19 protein-coding genes and 1 tRNA gene are annotated in these 16,122 nt (G+C 70.5%); 14 read left to right on the top strand and 6 right to left on the bottom strand.

Features of this window, described 5'->3' with window-relative positions:
* Positions 1 to 123: 123 nt before the first annotated feature.
* From ACQUQF_RS05755 to ACQUQF_RS05745, 3 genes are all read left to right on the top strand, one after another.
* Complete coding sequence (locus tag ACQUQF_RS05755; protein WP_435176667.1) at positions 124 to 969, top strand: molybdopterin synthase; 846 nt, start codon at positions 124 to 126, stop codon at positions 967 to 969.
* A 388-nt stretch (positions 970 to 1,357) separates the two neighbouring features.
* On the top strand, positions 1,358 to 1,609 hold the full coding sequence (locus ACQUQF_RS05750) for a DUF7123 family protein (RefSeq protein ID WP_435176665.1): 252 nt from the start codon (positions 1,358 to 1,360) through the stop codon (positions 1,607 to 1,609).
* Between the two features lie 191 nt (positions 1,610 to 1,800).
* Entirely contained in the window at positions 1,801 to 2,913 is a 1,113-nt protein-coding gene (locus ACQUQF_RS05745) for a PQQ-dependent sugar dehydrogenase (protein ID WP_435176663.1), read from the top strand.
* Positions 2,914 to 2,958: 45 nt separating this feature from the next.
* On the opposite strand, the gene ACQUQF_RS05740 is transcribed toward ACQUQF_RS05745, so the two are convergent.
* Complete coding sequence (locus ACQUQF_RS05740) at positions 2,959 to 4,224, bottom strand: aryl-sulfate sulfotransferase (protein ID WP_435176661.1); 1,266 nt, start codon at positions 4,222 to 4,224, stop codon at positions 2,959 to 2,961.
* A gap of 215 nt (positions 4,225 to 4,439) precedes the next feature.
* Between ACQUQF_RS05740 and ACQUQF_RS05735 the strand changes: the two genes are divergently transcribed.
* From ACQUQF_RS05735 to ACQUQF_RS05725, 3 genes are read left to right on the top strand one after another with little or no spacing between them, the layout of a single operon-like run.
* Entirely contained in the window at positions 4,440 to 4,712 is a 273-nt protein-coding gene (locus ACQUQF_RS05735; protein ID WP_435176659.1) for a DUF7577 domain-containing protein, read from the top strand.
* A 52-nt stretch (positions 4,713 to 4,764) separates the two neighbouring features.
* A complete protein-coding gene (locus ACQUQF_RS05730) occupies positions 4,765 to 5,472 on the top strand; it encodes a hypothetical protein (protein WP_435176657.1) in 708 nt (235 codons plus the stop codon).
* Positions 5,473 to 5,521: 49 nt separating this feature from the next.
* The gene (locus ACQUQF_RS05725) at positions 5,522 to 6,214 is read left to right on the top strand and encodes a hypothetical protein (RefSeq protein WP_435176655.1); all 693 of its coding nucleotides are present in this window, start codon (positions 5,522 to 5,524) and stop codon (positions 6,212 to 6,214) included.
* A 49-nt stretch (positions 6,215 to 6,263) separates the two neighbouring features.
* On the opposite strand, the gene ACQUQF_RS05720 is transcribed toward ACQUQF_RS05725, so the two are convergent.
* Positions 6,264 to 6,334, bottom strand: a tRNA-Gly gene (locus tag ACQUQF_RS05720).
* A 140-nt stretch (positions 6,335 to 6,474) separates the two neighbouring features.
* Here ACQUQF_RS05720 and ACQUQF_RS05715 point away from each other — a divergent pair.
* Positions 6,475 to 7,272, top strand: coding sequence for an NAD+ synthase (locus ACQUQF_RS05715; protein ID WP_435176653.1), 798 nt, complete (start codon positions 6,475 to 6,477; stop codon positions 7,270 to 7,272).
* A gap of 15 nt (positions 7,273 to 7,287) precedes the next feature.
* Here ACQUQF_RS05715 and ACQUQF_RS05710 read toward each other — a convergent pair whose 3' ends face one another.
* Complete coding sequence (locus ACQUQF_RS05710; RefSeq protein WP_435176651.1) at positions 7,288 to 7,893, bottom strand: hypothetical protein; 606 nt, start codon at positions 7,891 to 7,893, stop codon at positions 7,288 to 7,290.
* A gap of 147 nt (positions 7,894 to 8,040) precedes the next feature.
* Here ACQUQF_RS05710 and ACQUQF_RS05705 point away from each other — a divergent pair, with 147 nt between their 5' ends.
* Entirely contained in the window at positions 8,041 to 9,156 is a 1,116-nt protein-coding gene (locus tag ACQUQF_RS05705) for a site-2 protease family protein (RefSeq protein WP_435176649.1), read from the top strand.
* 75 nt (positions 9,157 to 9,231) lie between these two features.
* Here the strand turns inward: ACQUQF_RS05705 and thiL are convergent, their stop codons facing one another.
* From thiL to ACQUQF_RS05690, 3 genes are all read right to left on the bottom strand, one after another.
* Positions 9,232 to 10,191 carry a thiamine-phosphate kinase gene (gene thiL, locus ACQUQF_RS05700; RefSeq protein WP_435176647.1) on the bottom strand — a complete coding sequence of 320 codons (960 nt, stop codon included), beginning with the start codon at positions 10,189 to 10,191 and terminating at the stop codon, positions 9,232 to 9,234.
* A 122-nt stretch (positions 10,192 to 10,313) separates the two neighbouring features.
* A complete protein-coding gene (locus ACQUQF_RS05695) occupies positions 10,314 to 10,850 on the bottom strand; it encodes a HalOD1 output domain-containing protein (RefSeq protein ID WP_435176645.1) in 537 nt (178 codons plus the stop codon).
* A gap of 137 nt (positions 10,851 to 10,987) precedes the next feature.
* Positions 10,988 to 11,470: an Lrp/AsnC family transcriptional regulator gene (locus ACQUQF_RS05690; protein WP_435176643.1), complete on the bottom strand. Its 483-nt coding sequence runs from the start codon at positions 11,468 to 11,470 to the stop codon at positions 10,988 to 10,990.
* Positions 11,471 to 11,643: 173 nt separating this feature from the next.
* Between ACQUQF_RS05690 and ACQUQF_RS05685 the strand changes: the two genes are divergently transcribed.
* From ACQUQF_RS05685 to ACQUQF_RS05660, 6 genes are all read left to right on the top strand, one after another.
* Complete coding sequence (locus tag ACQUQF_RS05685) at positions 11,644 to 12,687, top strand: lysylphosphatidylglycerol synthase transmembrane domain-containing protein (RefSeq protein WP_435176641.1); 1,044 nt, start codon at positions 11,644 to 11,646, stop codon at positions 12,685 to 12,687.
* Between the two features lie 81 nt (positions 12,688 to 12,768).
* On the top strand, positions 12,769 to 13,224 hold the full coding sequence (locus ACQUQF_RS05680) for a 30S ribosomal protein S19e (protein ID WP_435176639.1): 456 nt from the start codon (positions 12,769 to 12,771) through the stop codon (positions 13,222 to 13,224).
* A 99-nt stretch (positions 13,225 to 13,323) separates the two neighbouring features.
* On the top strand, positions 13,324 to 13,665 hold the full coding sequence (locus ACQUQF_RS05675; RefSeq protein WP_435176637.1) for a DNA-binding protein: 342 nt from the start codon (positions 13,324 to 13,326) through the stop codon (positions 13,663 to 13,665).
* A 2-nt stretch (positions 13,666 to 13,667) separates the two neighbouring features.
* A complete protein-coding gene (locus tag ACQUQF_RS05670; RefSeq protein ID WP_435176635.1) occupies positions 13,668 to 14,258 on the top strand; it encodes a DUF7411 family protein in 591 nt (196 codons plus the stop codon).
* Positions 14,259 to 14,349: 91 nt separating this feature from the next.
* Positions 14,350 to 15,657, top strand: coding sequence for a histidine--tRNA ligase (gene hisS / locus ACQUQF_RS05665; RefSeq protein ID WP_435176633.1), 1,308 nt, complete (start codon positions 14,350 to 14,352; stop codon positions 15,655 to 15,657).
* A 41-nt stretch (positions 15,658 to 15,698) separates the two neighbouring features.
* Positions 15,699 to 16,088: an SHOCT domain-containing protein gene (locus ACQUQF_RS05660; RefSeq protein WP_435176631.1), complete on the top strand. Its 390-nt coding sequence runs from the start codon at positions 15,699 to 15,701 to the stop codon at positions 16,086 to 16,088.
* Positions 16,089 to 16,122: the final 34 nt, after the last annotated feature.

The raw sequence follows: 16,122 nt of genomic DNA, 5'->3' as shown, positions 1-16,122 counted from the left end.
AAGACGCGACGACCGCCCGGTCGCTCTCTGGCGTCGCCCCGTCGGTCGCCGCTCGCCGGTCCTGCCCTGTCCGGTTCCGAACCCACCGAAGGCTACAAACGCACTCCGGTCCTTCCATCCACCATGCACGTACTGAGCGTCGTCGGCCCCGACGCGGCGGCGCGGGCGGTCGCCGACCGACTGGCGAAGCGCTTGGGCGAGGACGGCCGCGTCGCCGAGGTCCACCGGACCGACACCGACGTCGAGCGGCACGGCGGCCCCGCCGCGGCGAAGTTCGAGTTCACACAGGGCGGCTGGTCGGCGACGGGTCGAGACCTGTCGCTGTCGGACCTTCTCGACGACCTCGCGCCCGACCACGACTACGCCCTCCTCGTGGGCTTTCGCGACGCGGACGTCCCCCGGATCGTCGTCGATGACGGCTCTGCCGCCGCGCCCGAAGGGGAGACAGACGACCGGGACGAGACGGACGAGGACGAACCCGACGAGACGCTGCTCGCGGTCGACTCGCCCGCCGACGTCGACCCGGCAGAGGTCCGGCGACTGCTCGATGAGACCGACCCGTACGAGACGCTCGAATCGCTGGTCGCCCGGGTCAAGCGGTCCGACGACGCGCCGTACGCCGGCGCCATCGCCACCTTCACCGGCCGCGTGCGCGCGAAGGAGGACCCCGACGACGAGCCGACCGAGTTCCTCGAGTTCGAGAAGTACGAGGGCGTCGCCGAGGACCGGATGGCCGCCATCGAGGCCGAACTCGAGGACCGGGAGGGCGTCCACGAGGTGGCGATGCACCACCGGACCGGTGTCATCGAGTACGGCGAGGACATCGTGTTCGTCGTGGTGCTGGCGGGCCACCGCGAGGAGGCGTTCCGGACGGTCGAGGACGGCATCAACCGGCTCAAGGACGAGGTGCCCATCTTCAAGAAGGAGGTCACCACCGGCGAGCAGTTCTGGGTCCACGAGCGCCAGTAACCCGGCTCAGACGCTTCTCGTCACACCTTCGCCGACGACTCCGACGGGGAGCGGCGGGTCACTGTGGGTGACCGGTCGGCGGCGCGGTCGACAAACCGACAGCGCGGGCGACCGGTCGACGCGCGAAACGACCCGATGGCCCCGGCCAGTCGCGGACCGGCCTCGCCCGGATGTCAGTCGTTCGCACGACGTTCCGGGGCGATTTCCCGAATCGGAAACAAAGCATTAGAGGTGGTTTTGAACGATAAACGGGCCTCAGAAAACGTCGTAAAAAGTCGATTTCACCCGATTTTCCCGCCTCGTGTCGATTCCGTTACTCGAATCCGCGGAAAACGACCCTAACCGTCTCCCCTTTATATCACCCCCGGAGGCCTACGGGGAAACGACGATGAGCGCGACAACGCAGCCCTCCGACGCTCCCGAACCGCAGTCCAAGGAACAGCGCCTCAAGCAGTTCCTCCGGAGCAAAGCCGACGACGGCGAGATGTACTTCAAGAGCAAGTTCATCGCGGACGAGGTCGACCTCTCGGCCAAGGAGATCGGCGCGCTGATGGTGAAGCTCAAGGACTCCGCGACCGACCTCGAGATCGAGAAGTGGTCGTACACGTCCGCGACGACCTGGCGCGTCAGCCCGGCGTAGGCGCCCGTTCCGCCCGCCGTCGAACCGTTCGCGTGCGCCGTCCGTCTGGTCCCCTTTCGGACGGCTCGCCTCCCCCTATCGTCCTTTTCCGCCGTGCAGTCCCCGTCCGCACGTCGCGTTTCCGGTTCCCCGCACAGCGACCGCACCGCCGAACCACGCTACTTTTCTCCCGCGGACCCGTTGCCCGACGCATGGAGCGGCGCGCCTACCTGCGGTCGGTGACGGCGGCGGTCGGCGCGGTCGGCGCGGCCGGCTGCCTGCGGACCGCCGGCGACCAGCCGACCACGACCACCGAGCGGACCCGGTTCCGCACCGAGACGGTGACGATGGAGCTGGAGGTGCCGTGGGGCGCGGCGTTCGCGCCCGACGGCGACCTCTACCTCACCGAGCGGCCGGGCCGGATCCAGCGGGTCGCCGCGGAGAACGGCCGCAAGGAGCAGGTCGCCGACCTCACCGACGTCGTGGCGGCCCGCGGCGAGGGCGGCCTGCTGGGGCTGGCCCTCCACCCGGCGGACCCCGACCTCGCGTACACCTACCAGACCTACGAGGGCGACGACGGCCTCGCGAACCGGGTAGTGCGCCACCGCGTCTCCGAGGACTTCGCCCGCGAGTCGGTCGTCCGCGACGGGATTCCGGCCTCGTCGATCCACGACGGCGGCCGCATCGCCTTCGGGCCGGCCGGGTCGTCGCCGTCCGACCGGGCGCTCTACGTGACGACCGGCGACGCGAGCCGGGGGTCGCTGGCCCAGGACCGCTCGTCGCCGGCCGGGAAGGTCCTCCGGCTGACTCCCGAGGGCGAGCCCCACCCCGACAACCCCTTCGGGACCGCGGTGTTCACCCTCGGCCACCGGAACCCGCAGGGGCTCGCGTGGCGCGACGGGACGCTGTTCAGCACCGAGCACGGCCCCGACACCGACGACGAGATAAACGTGCTCCGGGCCGGGAGCAACTACGGCTGGCCCGAGGCGATGGGCCCGACCGACGGCGACCGGTTCGCCGACCCCATCGCGGCGTACACCCCCACCATCGCGCCCGGGAGCGCGACATTCTACGACGGGCCCATCGAGAGCTGGCGGGGCGACTTCTTCTTCGGGACGCTGGCCGGCACCCACCTCCACCGGGTCCGGATCGACGAGAACGACCGCGTGGTCGAGCAGCAGCGCCTGCTCGACGGGAAGTACGGCCGGCTCCGGACCGTCTTCACCGGGCCCGACGACCACCTCTACGTCACGACCAGCAACCGGGACGGCAGGGGGACGCCCGCGCCCCAGGACGACCGGGTGCTGCGGATTCAGCCGGTCTGAACTGGTTTCACCCGGTCTGAACTGATCGCCGCGAACCGTCCCCGCTCACTCGGCGAACAGGACCGCGACGGCGCCCTCCGCCAGCAGCCACAGCGCGCCCAGCGCCATCCCGGCCAGCGTCAGCAGCTCCGGCAGCTTCACCCACGCCGGGAACACGAACGCGGCGTAGGCCTCGGCCTGCTTGAGCGCGCTCCGGAAGCTGCCGGTGCCCACGTATCGACTCCGGAGCTCGGTACCGGGCACCGTCTCGTGGTCCTCCTCGGGCACCGAGAGCCGGTCGGCGGTGTAGGGCATCCGGACGCCGGAGTAGCGCCAGACCACCTCGCCGCGCTCGTTCACCTCGACGACGCGGTTGTTGAACGTGTCCACGATGAGGGTGTTGCCGTTCGGCAGCCGGTCGGCGTCCCGGGGCCAGTGGAGCAGTCCCCGGCCGCCGTACTGCCAGACGACCTCGTCGGTGGTGGCGTTGAGCTCGACCACGCGGTCGTTGCCGCTGTCGGCGACCAGCACGGTCCCGTTCCGCAGCTCGTAGGGGTTGTGCTGGTGGTCGAGCACCGAGGTGTTGCCGGGCTCGCCCACGACGTTCACGATGTCCTTCGTCTCGCGGTCGACCTCGACGACGACGTCGAAGTTCCGGACCGAGAGCTGGAAGTTGCCGTTCTCCAGCCTGTCGATGTCGTTCACGTGGGTCCAGTCGGCCTCGCCGCCGGGGTTCGGGGGCCCGCCGTACCGCTCGCGGAACTCGGTCCCCGTTCCGAGGTGGTTCTCGGCGTGCCACTCCCACGTGACGTTGCCCGACTCGTTCACCACGAACGCCCGGTCGTTGCCCATGTCGACGACGGCGGTGTTGCCGTTCGGCAGCCGGTCGACGTCGTGGACCTCGTGGTGGGTGATGTACTCGTCGTACCACGTGTACTTCCAGACGACCTCCTTGGTCTCGGGGTCGAGTTCCAGCACGCGGGCCTCGATGCACTGCTCGGCGGCGACCCGCAGCTGGTCGGCCGGACACTCGGCGGGCGAGCGCTTCGTGGTGACCGCCACGAGGAAGTTGCCGTTCGCGAGCTGTTCGGCGTCGAACACCCGGGAGTTCGGCGGGTCGAACGACCAGACGACCTCGCCGTGCTCGTCGACCTCGATCAGCTTCCCGTCGAGGCCGTAGCTCTGGACGCTGATGAGGGTGTGGCCCTCGTACGCGCCGTCGGACGACGCGGCCGAGACGCCCTGGCCGGCGACCGCCCACTGGGCGACCAGCACCGCACCCAGCAGCAGCACGACCCACGCGAGATACCGCATCCGCCGTCGTCGCTCCATGCGTACCGCTGTCGACTCCGCCGGTTAATCGTTGGCGGTCCGTCGCCGCGACCGCGGCGGGGAGCCCCGCCGGCCCCGCGCGGACGGTCGGCCCGCGTCTGCTGTGAAATCGGTCCGCGCCCGCTGTGAAATCGACCCGCGTCCGCAGTGAGATCGGTCCGCCCTGCGGTCCGACCGACGGAAGACCAAAGTACCATGACACCGTATACCACGATATGGGCGTCTGGGGCTGGATCGTCCTCTACGTGCTCCTGTTCTCCCTGCTCCAGTTGCTGATCTACCGGTATCTCAGGAGCGACGAGGACGCGCCGCTGTTCCGCTCGACGCCGCCGAACCGGGAGCGGGCCACCCTCGAGGAGGTCCGGGACCTCGCCGACCGGAAGCGAAGCGACGACCCGTCCGTGGTGGTGTGTCCCCAGTGCGGGGCGGAGAACGACACCGGGTACACCTACTGCCGCAACTGCGTGAACCCGATGTCGGCCCGGTGAGCGGCCGCGGCCGAGAGACGGGCTTTTCCCGCCGGGGCGCGGAGTCGGTCGTATGCCCCGCGCCGTCGCGATCAACGTCGGAGCCAACACCAACGCACCCGGCGTCCGCGGACCGATCTATCCGGACGGGCGCTTCGAGTTCGTCCCGATCCCCGAGGAGGCGCCGACCGGCGAACCGGTGCCGACCTACGCCGACCTCTCGCTCGACACCGACCTGCCCGACGGGACCGCCGACGCGCCCGTCCACCTCGACCCGGAGTTCGCCGAGTACCCCGAGTGCGAGCGCTACACCTACGGCGACCCCCACGGCGTGAAGGCCCGGCCGCTGCTCGACCTGGAGGCGGGCGACTACGTCCTGTTCTACGCGACGCTGACGACTCGCGGCACCCCCGAGCGCGAGTGGATCTCGCCCGACTGGGGCGCCTACCTCGTCGGCCAGTTCCGCCTCGCGCGCGACCCGGTGGCGGGCGACGAGTACGCCGACCTCTCCGCCGGGGAGCGCGGGCGCTTCCGGAACAACGCCCACGTCAAGCGCGAGGAGTTCGACGCCGCGGTCCTGCTCGCGGGCGACGAGGCGGCGTCGGGCCTCTACGAGACCGCAGTCCCGCTGAGCTCGCCCGAGCGCGGGGCGACGGCCAACCGCGTGGTGACCGACCTCTCCAGCGACTCCGGGAAGGGGCCGTGGTGGCGCCGCCCGATGCGGTTCGACGAGTCGGCGACCGCCGAACTGCTCGACCTGGTCGCCGACGCCGGCGAGTGACCGGGTCGCTCCACAAGGCACTTGCCGGGATTGCCCGTACGGACCGTCGATGCTCAGGGGGACAGCGGCCGCGGCGCTGGTGGTCTGCGTGCTCGTCGCCGGGTGTGCCGGCCCCTTCGCCGAGGGGGAGTCGACCGACGAGCCCACCGGCGCGCCGGGGGCAGGCGGGACCGGCGAGACGACGACGGACTCAGAGCGGGTGATCGCCGCGCCGCCCGACACCGACGACGGCGCGACAGTCGGGACTGGGACCGCAGGGACCGAGACCGGCGGTACGGCCGTCAGCGAGGCGTCGGCCGCGGGAACGACGGAAACCGGGGCGAGCGGGACGACCGGCTCCGCGGTGACCGATGCGACCGCGACCGTCGAACCGGCCGAACGGACGAGTCGGCGGACGACGGGAACCGGAAACGAGACCGCGACCCGGGCGACGTTCGACAGGGACGTCGGCTACGAGCTCCGGGTGTCGAACGCCGGGCCGACCGCCCGCAACGTCACGGTCCGCATCGCGGCCGCGAACGGCTCGGCCGTGGCGTTCGACGAGTCGATCCGGCTCGGGCCGAACGAGTCGTCGACCTTCGGCGTCGACTTCCCCCGCGTCGGTACGTACGAGGCTGCGGTGTCGGTCGGCGACGAGACCGCGACCCGGCGGTGGGAGGTCGCGGACCGCGATCCCGACGAGGCGCTGTCGGTCCACGTCTCGGAGTCGGGCGAGGTGTACCTGGGGTTCGTGGAAATCTGACGTAGTCGGACGAATCCCTCTTGTTTGGCAGTGGGCGTAGAAGGTGGAGTGCGCCGGCCGGGAATTGAACCCGGGCTATGAGCTTGGGAAGCTCATGTCCTACCACTAGACCACCGGCGCGCTTCCTGCAACCGAATCGTTCGCCCGCCCGCCACTTGAACGTAGCGCTTCGCGGCGCACCGCCGCCCCCGAACCCTGCAAACGTCCAGAAATTCCGGCCCACCAGCGTCTTTTAGTCGGCGCCGGGCCTATCCTCGCCCATGCCAGACCTGCGATTCTCCGAGTCGGAACTCGAGGCGCGCCGGGAACACATCGTCGGGTTCGTCCGCGATACGGTCGACGCGGCGGGCGCAGACCAGGCCGTGCTGGGGCTCTCCGGGGGAATCGACAGCACGCTCACGGCCTACCTCGCGGTCGAGGCGCTCGGCGAGGAGAACCTCCGCGGGCTGGTCATGCCCGGCGAGGTCAGCGACGAGGAGAACATGAGCGACGCGGAGTGGGTGGCCCAGGAGCTGGGCATCCCCTACGACGTCGTCGAGATCAACCCCATCGTCGACCGGCTCCTCGACGTCTTCCCCGAGACCGAGGACGACCGGATGGCGGTCGGCAACGCCCGGGCCCGGACCCGCGCCGTCCTGAACTACCTCGTCGCCAACCACGAGGGCGCAATCGTGCTGGGCACCGGCAACCGGAGCGAGGCGCTGGTCGGCTACTTCACCAAGTACGGCGACGGCGCGGTCGACTGCCACCCCATCGGCAACCTCTACAAGCAGCAGGTCCGCCAGCTCGCCGCCCACGTCGGCGTCCCCGACGAGCTGGTCGAGAAGACCCCGACCGCGGGCCTCTGGGCCGGCCAGACCGACGAGGAGGAGCTGGGCATCGGCTACGACACGCTCGACGCCGTCCTCGCGCTCCACGTCGACGGCCCGCTCTCGGTCGCCGCGACCGCTCGCGAGGTCGAGGGCGTCACCGAGGAGGAGGTCCGGCGCGTCCGGGGGATGTACGAGCGCAGCGAGCACAAGCGACGGGTGCCGCCGTCGCCCGCGCCGATGGAATAGGTCCTGAGCCGAGGCTCAGCCCGAGGCGTTCGCGACGATGCGGACGCGGTCGCCCTGCTGGAGGACGTACTCCGAGGGCGTGACCGGCTCGCCGTTCACCGTTATCGTGACCGACTCGCCGGGGTCATCGCCGTAGGTCGTCCCGTCGTAGGCGACGGTGTCGTCCGTCACGTTGATTCCGAGCGTCTGCATCGCGTAGGCCAGCGTCACCCCCTTGGCGTGGGCGTGCCACCGCTGTCCCTGCCCGTTCTCGAAGTGGAAGGCCCTGTCCTGGAGCTGGAACTGCTGGCGGCTGAAGTCGAGCTGCTGGCCGCCGATGGTCGCGTTGATGGTGCCGTGGTAGTGGACCGACCCCACGTCGGTGGGCCCGCCGGCCGCGCTCGGGTCGGTGGTCCCGGCGCCGCCCGAGAAGAACAGCAGGTACGCCAGCAGCCCGCCGAGCGCCAGCGCGCCCAGCCCGGCCCCGTACATCACGGCGTCGCGGCCGCCGCCGTCGGACTCCAGTTCGGCGACCCGACGGCTCTCGATCGGGCCGAGGTCGTCGGCGTGCTCGTCGCCGAGGTGTCTCACGTACGCGTCCTCGTCGTCGAACGACGCGCCGCAGTGCTCACACTCCGGCATGCGCTCGTTCACCCGTACTCATACGAGACTGCTACGCGCCGGAACCTTTCAGTCTTTGCGCCGATCCGACCGAACGGAGCGAGTCCGGCCGCGTCTCCGCCGCTCCGTCCGGGGGTTTATCAGCGTTCGCGTCGTACCGCGACGTGAATGGGTTCGACCGACCCGCCCGCCGACGGTCCATCGCTCGAACGGTTGAGTGGCGTTTTCCGGGTGTACGAGGCCCGCCGCGACGGCGACCGGCTCGTCTACTACGGCGAACCGCGGGTGCCCCGCGAGCGACTCCTCGAGGCCGCGTGGCCGCTGTTCCGCGAGCACGGCTACGAGGTGCAGCTGACCACCGAGACCGGCGAGTACGTCCTCGTGGCCGAACCCGCCGACAACAGCATCGACGGCATCCCGTGGACCAACGTCGTGCTCTTCGTCCTGACGGTGATTTCGACGCTGTACGCCGGCGCCGCGTGGTACCACATCGACGCCGTGGCCGACCCGCTGGCGGTCCTCCGGGCGTGGCCGTTCGCCGCCGCGGTGCTGGGTGTGCTGCTCACCCACGAACTGGGCCACTACGTGATGACCCGGTACCACGGCGTCGACGCCACGCTGCCGTACTTCATCCCGATGCCGTCGCTCATCGGAACCATGGGCGCGGTCATCCGCATGAAGGGCCAGATGCCCGACCGCGAGGCGCTGTTCGACATCGGGGTCGCCGGCCCGCTCGCCGGGCTGGTGGCGACCGTCGTCGTGACCGCCATCGGGCTGTCGCTCCGGCCCGAGGAGGTCCCGATGCGGATGGTCAACAGCCCGAACACGATACAGGTCGAGTTCGGCTACCCGCCGCTGCTGGAGCTCATCGCGTGGATCGTCGGCGAACCGACGAGCTACGGGCCGGGCAAGGCGGTCAACCCGGTCGTCATCGGCGGCTGGGTCGGGATGTTCATCACGTTCCTCAACCTCATCCCGGTCGGCCAGCTCGACGGCGGCCACATCGTCCGGGCGATGCTCGGCGAGCAGCAGGAGCGGGTCGCCGCGCTGGTCCCGGTCGCGCTGTTCGGCCTGGCGGCCTACGTCTTCTACGTCGAGAACGTGAGCAACGCGTCGGTGCTGTGGGTGTTCTGGGGCCTGCTGGCGACGTACGTCGCCTACGTCGGCCCGGCCAACCCCATCGACGAGGAGGGGCTCGACCCGGCCCGGAAGGCCGTCGGCGTCCTGACCTTCGTACTGGGCGTGCTCTGCTTCACGCCGGTCCCCATCGAGATCATCGCGTGATCGCTCTTTCCTCTCGCAGGTCCACCTCCGCGCAGGTCCCTTGCACTCCTTCTCGCCGTACTACTCCTCGCCGTACTACCCCTCGCCGTGGGTGTACCCGCGGTCGGGCAGCGGCTCGCCGTCCATCTCGACCCCGGACTCGGTGACCTCCCCGATCGCCGAAATCGGCGTCGGCGACGCCTCCCGGACCGCGGCCAGGTCGCTCTCCGGGACGGTGAACACGAGCTCGAAGTCCTCGCCGAAGAACGCCGCGTACTCGCGCACCTCGGCCTCGTCGTCGGCCAGCTCGCGGACCGCGTCGTCGACGGGCACCGCGTCCCACGCGACCGAGAACCCGCAGGTGCTTGCCTCGGAGAGCTGGTGGAGCGACCGCGCGAGCCCATCGCTGGAGTCCATCATCGCGGTGGCGCGGGGCGCGATCGCCCGGCCCGCCGCGACCCTGGGTTCGAACCGGAACAGGTCGTTGGCGCGCTCGATGTCGTCGCACCCGGCGTCGTCTCGTTCGGTGTCGGCTCCCTCCGACTCGCCTCGCTCTCCGACCGCGCCGTCCTCCTCGGCGGTGCCGCGCTCGAACAGCGCGAGCGCCGCGGCGCTCCGCCCGAGCGTGCCCGTGACGCAGACCCGCTCGCCCGGGCTCGCGCCCGACCGGCGCACGGGGTCGTCGGTCCGGCCGAGCGCGGTGGTCGCCGCGGTGAACTCCCGGCTCTCGTCGAGGTCGCCGCCGACGTACTCCGCGCCGACCGCCTCGCAGACGTCGCTTGCCCCCGCGACGAACGCCCGGAGGTCGTCCCCGTCGAACGCCGGCGCGGCGTAGACCGCGACCGCGGCGGTGGCCGCGGCGCCCATCGCGGCCACGTCCGACAGCGACGCGCCGACCGACCGCCAGCCGGCGGTGTACCGGGTGGTCCCCGCCGGGAAGTCGGTCGCCTCGTGGAGCATGTCGGTCGTCAGGACCTGGCCGTCCACGACCGCCGCGTCGTCGCCCGCGTGCGGGAGGCTGTCGGCGAGAAGCGTGAGTGCGGCCCGCTCGTCCATGCCGAGTGGTCGCGGGGCCGGAACGAAAGGGCTGCGGTATCGGCGCGCGGCGACAGGCGGGGCGGCGTCGCCCGATCGACGGAAGCGCACGCGACCCGCCGCATCGGCCGGTCACCCGGCGGTTACGTCTTCTCGATCCGCCAGTAGACGTACTGCCGGACGAACGCCGGGAAGTTGTCGTGGCCGCAGGCCGGGCAGTCGAAGTCGGCCACCTCGTCGAGGCGGTCGGGGAACGTGTAGCCGCAGTCGTTCCGGCACTGCCGGCCGCTGAACGCCACCGCGAACACGTCGGTCAGCTCGTCGCCGTGGTTGTTCTCGAGGTGGGCCCGCGCGCTGTCCTTAATCGTCTCGACGCTGGCCGCCTCGATCACCGCGTCGCAGAACGCGCAGTCGAACTCGAACGTCGTCTCGGCCGGCCGGGAGACGGTGACGGCGCCGTCGCTCGCGACCCGAACCCTGTAGCCGTCGTAGTCGAACTCGACGTGATCGACGCCGTCGCGGCGGTTGCCGTCGCTCCGCGAAGCGAACAGCGCGTCCAGCGCCTCGAGGTCGATGGTGTCGTAGAGGGGCGGGGTGAGGTCGACCGGAGCGGTGTCCTTCCGGTCGGCCAGCTTCGAGACGAGGCGTTCGCTGACCGCGGGGGTCTCGTTCCCGACCATCAGTCGTTCGGAGCGTGCGGACAGAGCCGCATAAAAATGGGGGATACGTAACGACTCGTCTTCGAAACGGGCTCGAGATTGGCATATTGACAACTACGACTGGGGCCGACCCCGATGGCGGGGCCGAGCGAGACCCGTCAGTTCCCCTCCTCTGCCTCGACCGCCGTGCCGAAGTGGGCGAACGGCTGGTGGAGCTGGGTCTTCAGCACGTCCGACCGGACGATGTCGAGCCCCAGCTCCCGGAGCGAGTCGGCGATGTCGGTCAGGTGGTCGGTGTCGGTGCCGACCGCCTCGACGTGGAGGTTCTCGGTGCCGGCCAGCAGCTCGCGGACCGCGACGACCCCCTCCTGTTCGAGCACGTCCTGGCCGAAGTTCTCCGCGTCGTCGGGCGCGGTGCAGGTGAACAGCACCCGGAGCTGGAACCCCGCCTTCTCGTAGTCGAGCTGGGGGACGTACTGCTCGATGACGCCCTCCTCCTCCATCCGCGCGAGCCGGTTGCGCACGGTGCTGGCCGCGATGTCCAGCTCCTCGGCCATGTCCGTGCTGGTGCTGTTGCGGGCGTCCTGCTGGAGATAGTAGAGGATGGTCTTGTCCACGTCGTCCAGTTCGTAGGCGTCCATACTCGGGGTACTATTCGCTCTGGTTAAAGTCGGTTTCTGTCGGCCGCCACGCGATTTACCCCGCAACCGCCGGCGGATATCGGGTCGGAGTCTGCGGTCTGCCCGACCAGTCCGCAACCTGACGTGACTCGGCTTCGGTGCCTTCAAGCCCCGACCCGCCATCTGTGGACCCAATGGACGTAGACTTCGGGGACGCGCGCTCGATACTCGTGGGGTTCGGCGCCGGCGCCGTCGTCCTGCTGGCGCTGTACTCGGTCGTCGGACTGGACGACGTCGCGTCGGCGCTGTCGCGGGCCGACCCCTGGCTCGTCGCGGCGGTCGGGGTCGTGGCGATCTGCTGGCTGTTCGCGTGGAGCCTGGCGCTCCGCACCGTCCTCTCGGTCATCGCGGTCGAGGTGTCTGTCTGGCGGTCGTTCCTGCTGTTCGCGGGCGCCACGTTCGCCAACAACATCACCCCGTTCGGCCAGGCCGGCGGCGAGCCGTTCAGCGCCCTGCTGGTCTCGCGGACGACCGGCACCGAGTACGAGAACGGGCTGGCGGCGGTCGCCAGCGTCGACACGCTCAACTTCGTCCCCTCCATCTCGTTCGCGCTGCTCGGCGTGGGCTACTACACCACCCAGTTCGCGGTGGGCGACCGCGTCGAACTCGCGGCGGCGGCGCTGCTCGTCCTCGCGCTCGCTGTCCCGCTGGCCGCGTACCTCGGCTGGCGGAACCGCCACCGGGTCGCCGGCGCGGTGGCCGGGGTCGCCGTACCGGTCGGCCGGGCGGTCGGCCGGGTCGTCCCGCGGGTCGACCCGCCGGACGAGGACGGGGTCCGGCGCCGCATCGAGGGGTTCTTCGAGGCGCTGGAGCGGGTCGCGGGCGACCACCACCAGCTCGCGCTCGCGCTGTCGTTCTCGGCGCTCGGGTGGCTGCTGCTGTCGGTGTCGCTGTGGCTCTCGCTGCTCGCGCTCGGCCACGCCGTCCCGTTCGCCGCCGCGCTGTTCATCGTCCCGCTGGGCAGCGTCGCGGGCGTCACGCCGCTGCCGGGCGGCCTCGGCGGGGTGGAGGCGGCGCTCATCCTGCTCATCGTCCCCATCACGGGCGTCGACGCCGGCACCGCGGCGGCCGCGGCGGTGCTCCACCGCGGGGCGACCTACATCCTCCCGGTCCTGCTCGGCGGGAGCGCCACCGCGATGCTGGAGGCCGACAACGTCCACGGTTCGGCGAGCGACTGAACGCCACCGGCGGGTGGAAACGGAGTGCAGGGTCGGGACGCTAACGATGCCTTTAAACGCCGCGGAACGGAATTCGTGGGTATGACGACGCTCTACGACGTTCCCGCGGACGACCTCATCGACGCGGTCGCCGCGAAGCTCGAGGACCGATTCGACGAACCCGACTGGGCCACGTACGTCAAGACCGGCGAGGGCCGCGAGCTCCCGCCCGAGCAGGAGAACTTCTGGCACCGCCGGGCCGCCAGCCTGCTCCGGAAGGTCGCCACCGACGGCCCCATCGGCGTCGAGCGGCTCGCGACCCAGTACGGCGACAAGAAGGACGGCTCGAACCGCTACCAGGTCGCCCCCGAGCACCGGACGGACGGCAGCCGGAAGCTCATCCGGACGATGCTCCAGCAGCTCGAGGACGAGGGCCTCGTGGACACCGAGGGCAGCGCGGGCCGCATCGTGACCGGCGACGGTCGCAGCCTGCTCGACGACACCGCGGGCGAGGTCATGGAGGACCTCGACCGGCCGGAGCTCGAGCGCTACGCGTAACCGACCGGCGGCACTTCTCCCCGTCCGCCTCGAACTCGCCGAGTAACATCGCCGCTCCGTAATCATTTTTGGCCGCGGGCGATAACGTCGTGGTAACGCATGAGCGACCAGCCCGACGACGAGCGACTCGAGGAACTCCGCAAGCAGAAGATGCAGGAGATGCAGGAGCAGGCCGACCAGGGCGAGGCCCAGGAGCAGGCCCAGCAGCAGGCCGACGCCCAGAAGCAGGCGCTGCTCCGCCAGCACCTCACCGACGGCGCGCGCAAGCGGCTCAACTCCGTCCGGATGAGCAAGCCCGACTTCGCCGACAAGGTCGAGCGCCAGATCCTCGCGCTGGCCCAGAGCGGCCGCGTGAACGGCAAGATCGACGAGGACAAGATGAAAGAGCTCCTCCGCGAACTCAAGCCCGACTCGAAGAGCTTCAACATCCGCCGCCGGTAGGGATGGAGCTCGGACTGCTCTACAGCGGCGGGAAGGACTCGACGCTGGCCGCGCTCCTGCTCGAGGACTTCTACGAGGTGACGCTCGTCACCGCCACGTTCGGCGTCGACGACGCCTGGGAGCACGCCCGCCGGACCGCCGACCGCCTGGGCTTCGCGTTCGAGACGGTCGATCTGGACCCCGACGTGGCCGAGCGCGCCGTCGCCCAGATGGTCGAGGACGGCTACCCCCGGAACGGCATCCAGCAGGTCCACCTCCACGCGCTCGAGCTCGTCGCCGGGATGTCGTTCGACGCGGTCGCCGACGGCAGCCGCCGCGACGACCGGGTCCCCTCGGTGTCGCGGGCCCAGGCCCAGAGCCTCGAGGACCGCCACGGCATCGACTACATCGTCCCGCTGTCGGGGTTCGGCCGCGGCGCGGTCGACGCCCTCGTCGACGAGACCCTCGACGTGACGGTCGGCCCGAGCGAGGAGATCCCGAAGGCCGACTACGAGGCCGAGCTGCGGGCGCTGCTCGCCCGCGAACACGGCGAGGACGCCGTCGCCGATGTGTTCCCGGACCACACCCAGACCTACGTGAACGGCCTGAGTTGACGGGCCGGCCGTCTCCGTCCCCGGCGTCGGTCGTCCGGCAAGACGGACGCGAAGTAAAAGCTTCAAGCGCGCGCTCGCCCAACCCCTGCCCATGTACGACCGCATCAAGGGCTTCCGCGACTTCTACCCCGGCGAGATGGGCGCGCGCCGGGAGACGTTCGACACGCTCGAATCGACCGCGCGCCGGTACGGGTTCCGGGAGATCGGTACGCCCGCCCTGGAGCGAACGCAGATGTACGTCGACAAGAGCGGCGAGGAGATCGTCGACGAGCTCTACAGCTTCGAGGACCAGGGCGGCCGGGACGTGGCGCTGACGCCGGAGCTCACCCCGACCGTCGCGCGGATGGTGGTGGCCAAACAGCAGGAGCTGTCCAAGCCCATCAAGTGGTTCTCGACCCGGCCGTTCTGGCGGTACGAGGAGCCCCAGAGCGGCCGCCGCCGGGAGTTCTACCAGACCAACGTCGACATCTTCGGCTCGTCGGCCCCCGAGTCGGACGCCGAGCTGCTGGCGTGCGCGGCCGACGCGCTCACCGGCCTCGGGCTGACCAGCGAGGACTTCGAGTTCCGGGTCAGCCACCGCGACATCCTCGGCGGGCTGCTTGAGGCGTTCGACGCCGACGTCGACACCGAGGCCGCGATCCGCGCGGTCGACAAGAACGAGAAGGTCGGCGAGGACGAGTTCTACGGCCTGCTCAACGACGCCGGCCTCTCGTACGACCAGGCCGAGGAGTTCGACGACCTGCTCGACACGCCCGAGGACGACCTCGACGACCTCGTGGCGTTCGCCGGCACCGACCGGGTCGAGGCGGCGGTCGACAACCTGACCGACGTGCTCGACGCCGCGGCGGACTTCGGCGCCCGCGAGTACTGCGCGCTCTCGCTCGACACGGCCCGGGGGCTCGACTACTACACCGGGGTCGTCTTCGAGTGCTTCGACTCGACCGGCGACGTGAACCGCTCGATCTTCGGCGGCGGACGCTACGACGACCTCATCGAGGGGTTCGGCGGCCAGCCCACGCCCGCGGTCGGGTTCGCGGTCGGCGACGCGACGCTGACGCTGCTGCTCCAGCGCGCCGACGTCTGGCCCGACGAGGAGCTCTCGACCGACTACTACGTCCTGCAGGTCGGCGACACCCGCGACGTGGCCGCCGAGGTCGCCCGCGACCTCCGGGCGGAGGGCCACGTCGTCGAGACCGACGTCTCGGGCCGTAGCTTCGGCGCCCAGCTCGACTACGCCGACTCGATCGGCGCCGAGACGGTCATCATCGTCGGCGAGCAGGACCTGGCCGACGGGAACGTGACGGTCAAGGACATGGCGTCGGGCGACCAGACCCAGGTGCCCGTCGACGAGTTCCCGCCGGAGGACGTCGCCCGCCCGACCTACGAGGACTTCGAGTAGGTCGTCCAACCTTTTTGGTACCCTCCCTCCTATCCCCGGACATGCGCGAGCGCTCCGTCCGGTTCGAGAAGAAGACCCTCGTCGCGACGCTGTCGGTGCTGACCTTCGGGCTGACGGCGTTCTTCGCTGTCGTCGGGCTGGAGTTCCTGGTGCCGACGATCTTCGTCCTCGGGTTCTTCATCCTCGTCCCGCTGGTCGCGATCCTCGGCGACTCGCTGCCCTGGGTCGCGAGCGAGGTCGACGGCGTGGACGTCGAACGGGAGTCCGCCGCGACCGTCGGCGACGATCCCGTCGAGGAGCTCCGCGCGCGGTACGCCCGCGGCGAGTTCACCGACGAGGAGTTCGAGCGCCGACTCGAACGGCTGCTCGAGACCGAGGACGTCGAGACGACCGGGACGCGGTCGCGAGAACCCGCGTTCGACCGCGAATGAGAATCCCGCTGATCCGTCGACAGACGTCCCGCGA

This window comes from Halorussus sp. AFM4 (assembly GCF_051194995.1).
GTDB lineage: Archaea > Halobacteriota > Halobacteria > Halobacteriales > Haladaptataceae > Halorussus.
The sequence above is the reverse complement of the archived record's forward strand: the minus strand, read 5'-3'. Positions and strand labels throughout refer to the sequence as shown.

Excerpts from the sequence above, each read along its gene's own strand:
- ACQUQF_RS05755 (WP_435176667.1), top strand. The coding sequence starts at position 124 with ATGCACGTACTGAGCGTCGTCGGCCCCGACGCGGCGGCGCGGGCGGTC.
- ACQUQF_RS05750 (WP_435176665.1), top strand. The coding sequence starts at position 1,358 with ATGAGCGCGACAACGCAGCCCTCCGACGCTCCCGAACCGCAGTCCAAG.
- ACQUQF_RS05745 (WP_435176663.1), top strand. The coding sequence starts at position 1,801 with ATGGAGCGGCGCGCCTACCTGCGGTCGGTGACGGCGGCGGTCGGCGCG.
- ACQUQF_RS05740 (WP_435176661.1), bottom strand. The coding sequence starts at position 4,224 with ATGGAGCGACGACGGCGGATGCGGTATCTCGCGTGGGTCGTGCTGCTG.
- ACQUQF_RS05735 (WP_435176659.1), top strand. The coding sequence starts at position 4,440 with ATGGGCGTCTGGGGCTGGATCGTCCTCTACGTGCTCCTGTTCTCCCTG.
- ACQUQF_RS05730 (WP_435176657.1), top strand. The coding sequence starts at position 4,765 with ATGCCCCGCGCCGTCGCGATCAACGTCGGAGCCAACACCAACGCACCC.
- ACQUQF_RS05725 (WP_435176655.1), top strand. The coding sequence starts at position 5,522 with ATGCTCAGGGGGACAGCGGCCGCGGCGCTGGTGGTCTGCGTGCTCGTC.
- ACQUQF_RS05715 (WP_435176653.1), top strand. The coding sequence starts at position 6,475 with ATGCCAGACCTGCGATTCTCCGAGTCGGAACTCGAGGCGCGCCGGGAA.
- ACQUQF_RS05710 (WP_435176651.1), bottom strand. The coding sequence starts at position 7,893 with ATGCCGGAGTGTGAGCACTGCGGCGCGTCGTTCGACGACGAGGACGCG.
- ACQUQF_RS05705 (WP_435176649.1), top strand. The coding sequence starts at position 8,041 with ATGGGTTCGACCGACCCGCCCGCCGACGGTCCATCGCTCGAACGGTTG.
- thiL (WP_435176647.1), bottom strand. The coding sequence starts at position 10,191 with ATGGACGAGCGGGCCGCACTCACGCTTCTCGCCGACAGCCTCCCGCAC.
- ACQUQF_RS05695 (WP_435176645.1), bottom strand. The coding sequence starts at position 10,850 with ATGGTCGGGAACGAGACCCCCGCGGTCAGCGAACGCCTCGTCTCGAAG.
- ACQUQF_RS05690 (WP_435176643.1), bottom strand. The coding sequence starts at position 11,470 with ATGGACGCCTACGAACTGGACGACGTGGACAAGACCATCCTCTACTAT.
- ACQUQF_RS05685 (WP_435176641.1), top strand. The coding sequence starts at position 11,644 with ATGGACGTAGACTTCGGGGACGCGCGCTCGATACTCGTGGGGTTCGGC.
- ACQUQF_RS05680 (WP_435176639.1), top strand. The coding sequence starts at position 12,769 with ATGACGACGCTCTACGACGTTCCCGCGGACGACCTCATCGACGCGGTC.
- ACQUQF_RS05675 (WP_435176637.1), top strand. The coding sequence starts at position 13,324 with ATGAGCGACCAGCCCGACGACGAGCGACTCGAGGAACTCCGCAAGCAG.
- ACQUQF_RS05670 (WP_435176635.1), top strand. The coding sequence starts at position 13,668 with ATGGAGCTCGGACTGCTCTACAGCGGCGGGAAGGACTCGACGCTGGCC.
- hisS (WP_435176633.1), top strand. The coding sequence starts at position 14,350 with ATGTACGACCGCATCAAGGGCTTCCGCGACTTCTACCCCGGCGAGATG.
- ACQUQF_RS05660 (WP_435176631.1), top strand. The coding sequence starts at position 15,699 with ATGCGCGAGCGCTCCGTCCGGTTCGAGAAGAAGACCCTCGTCGCGACG.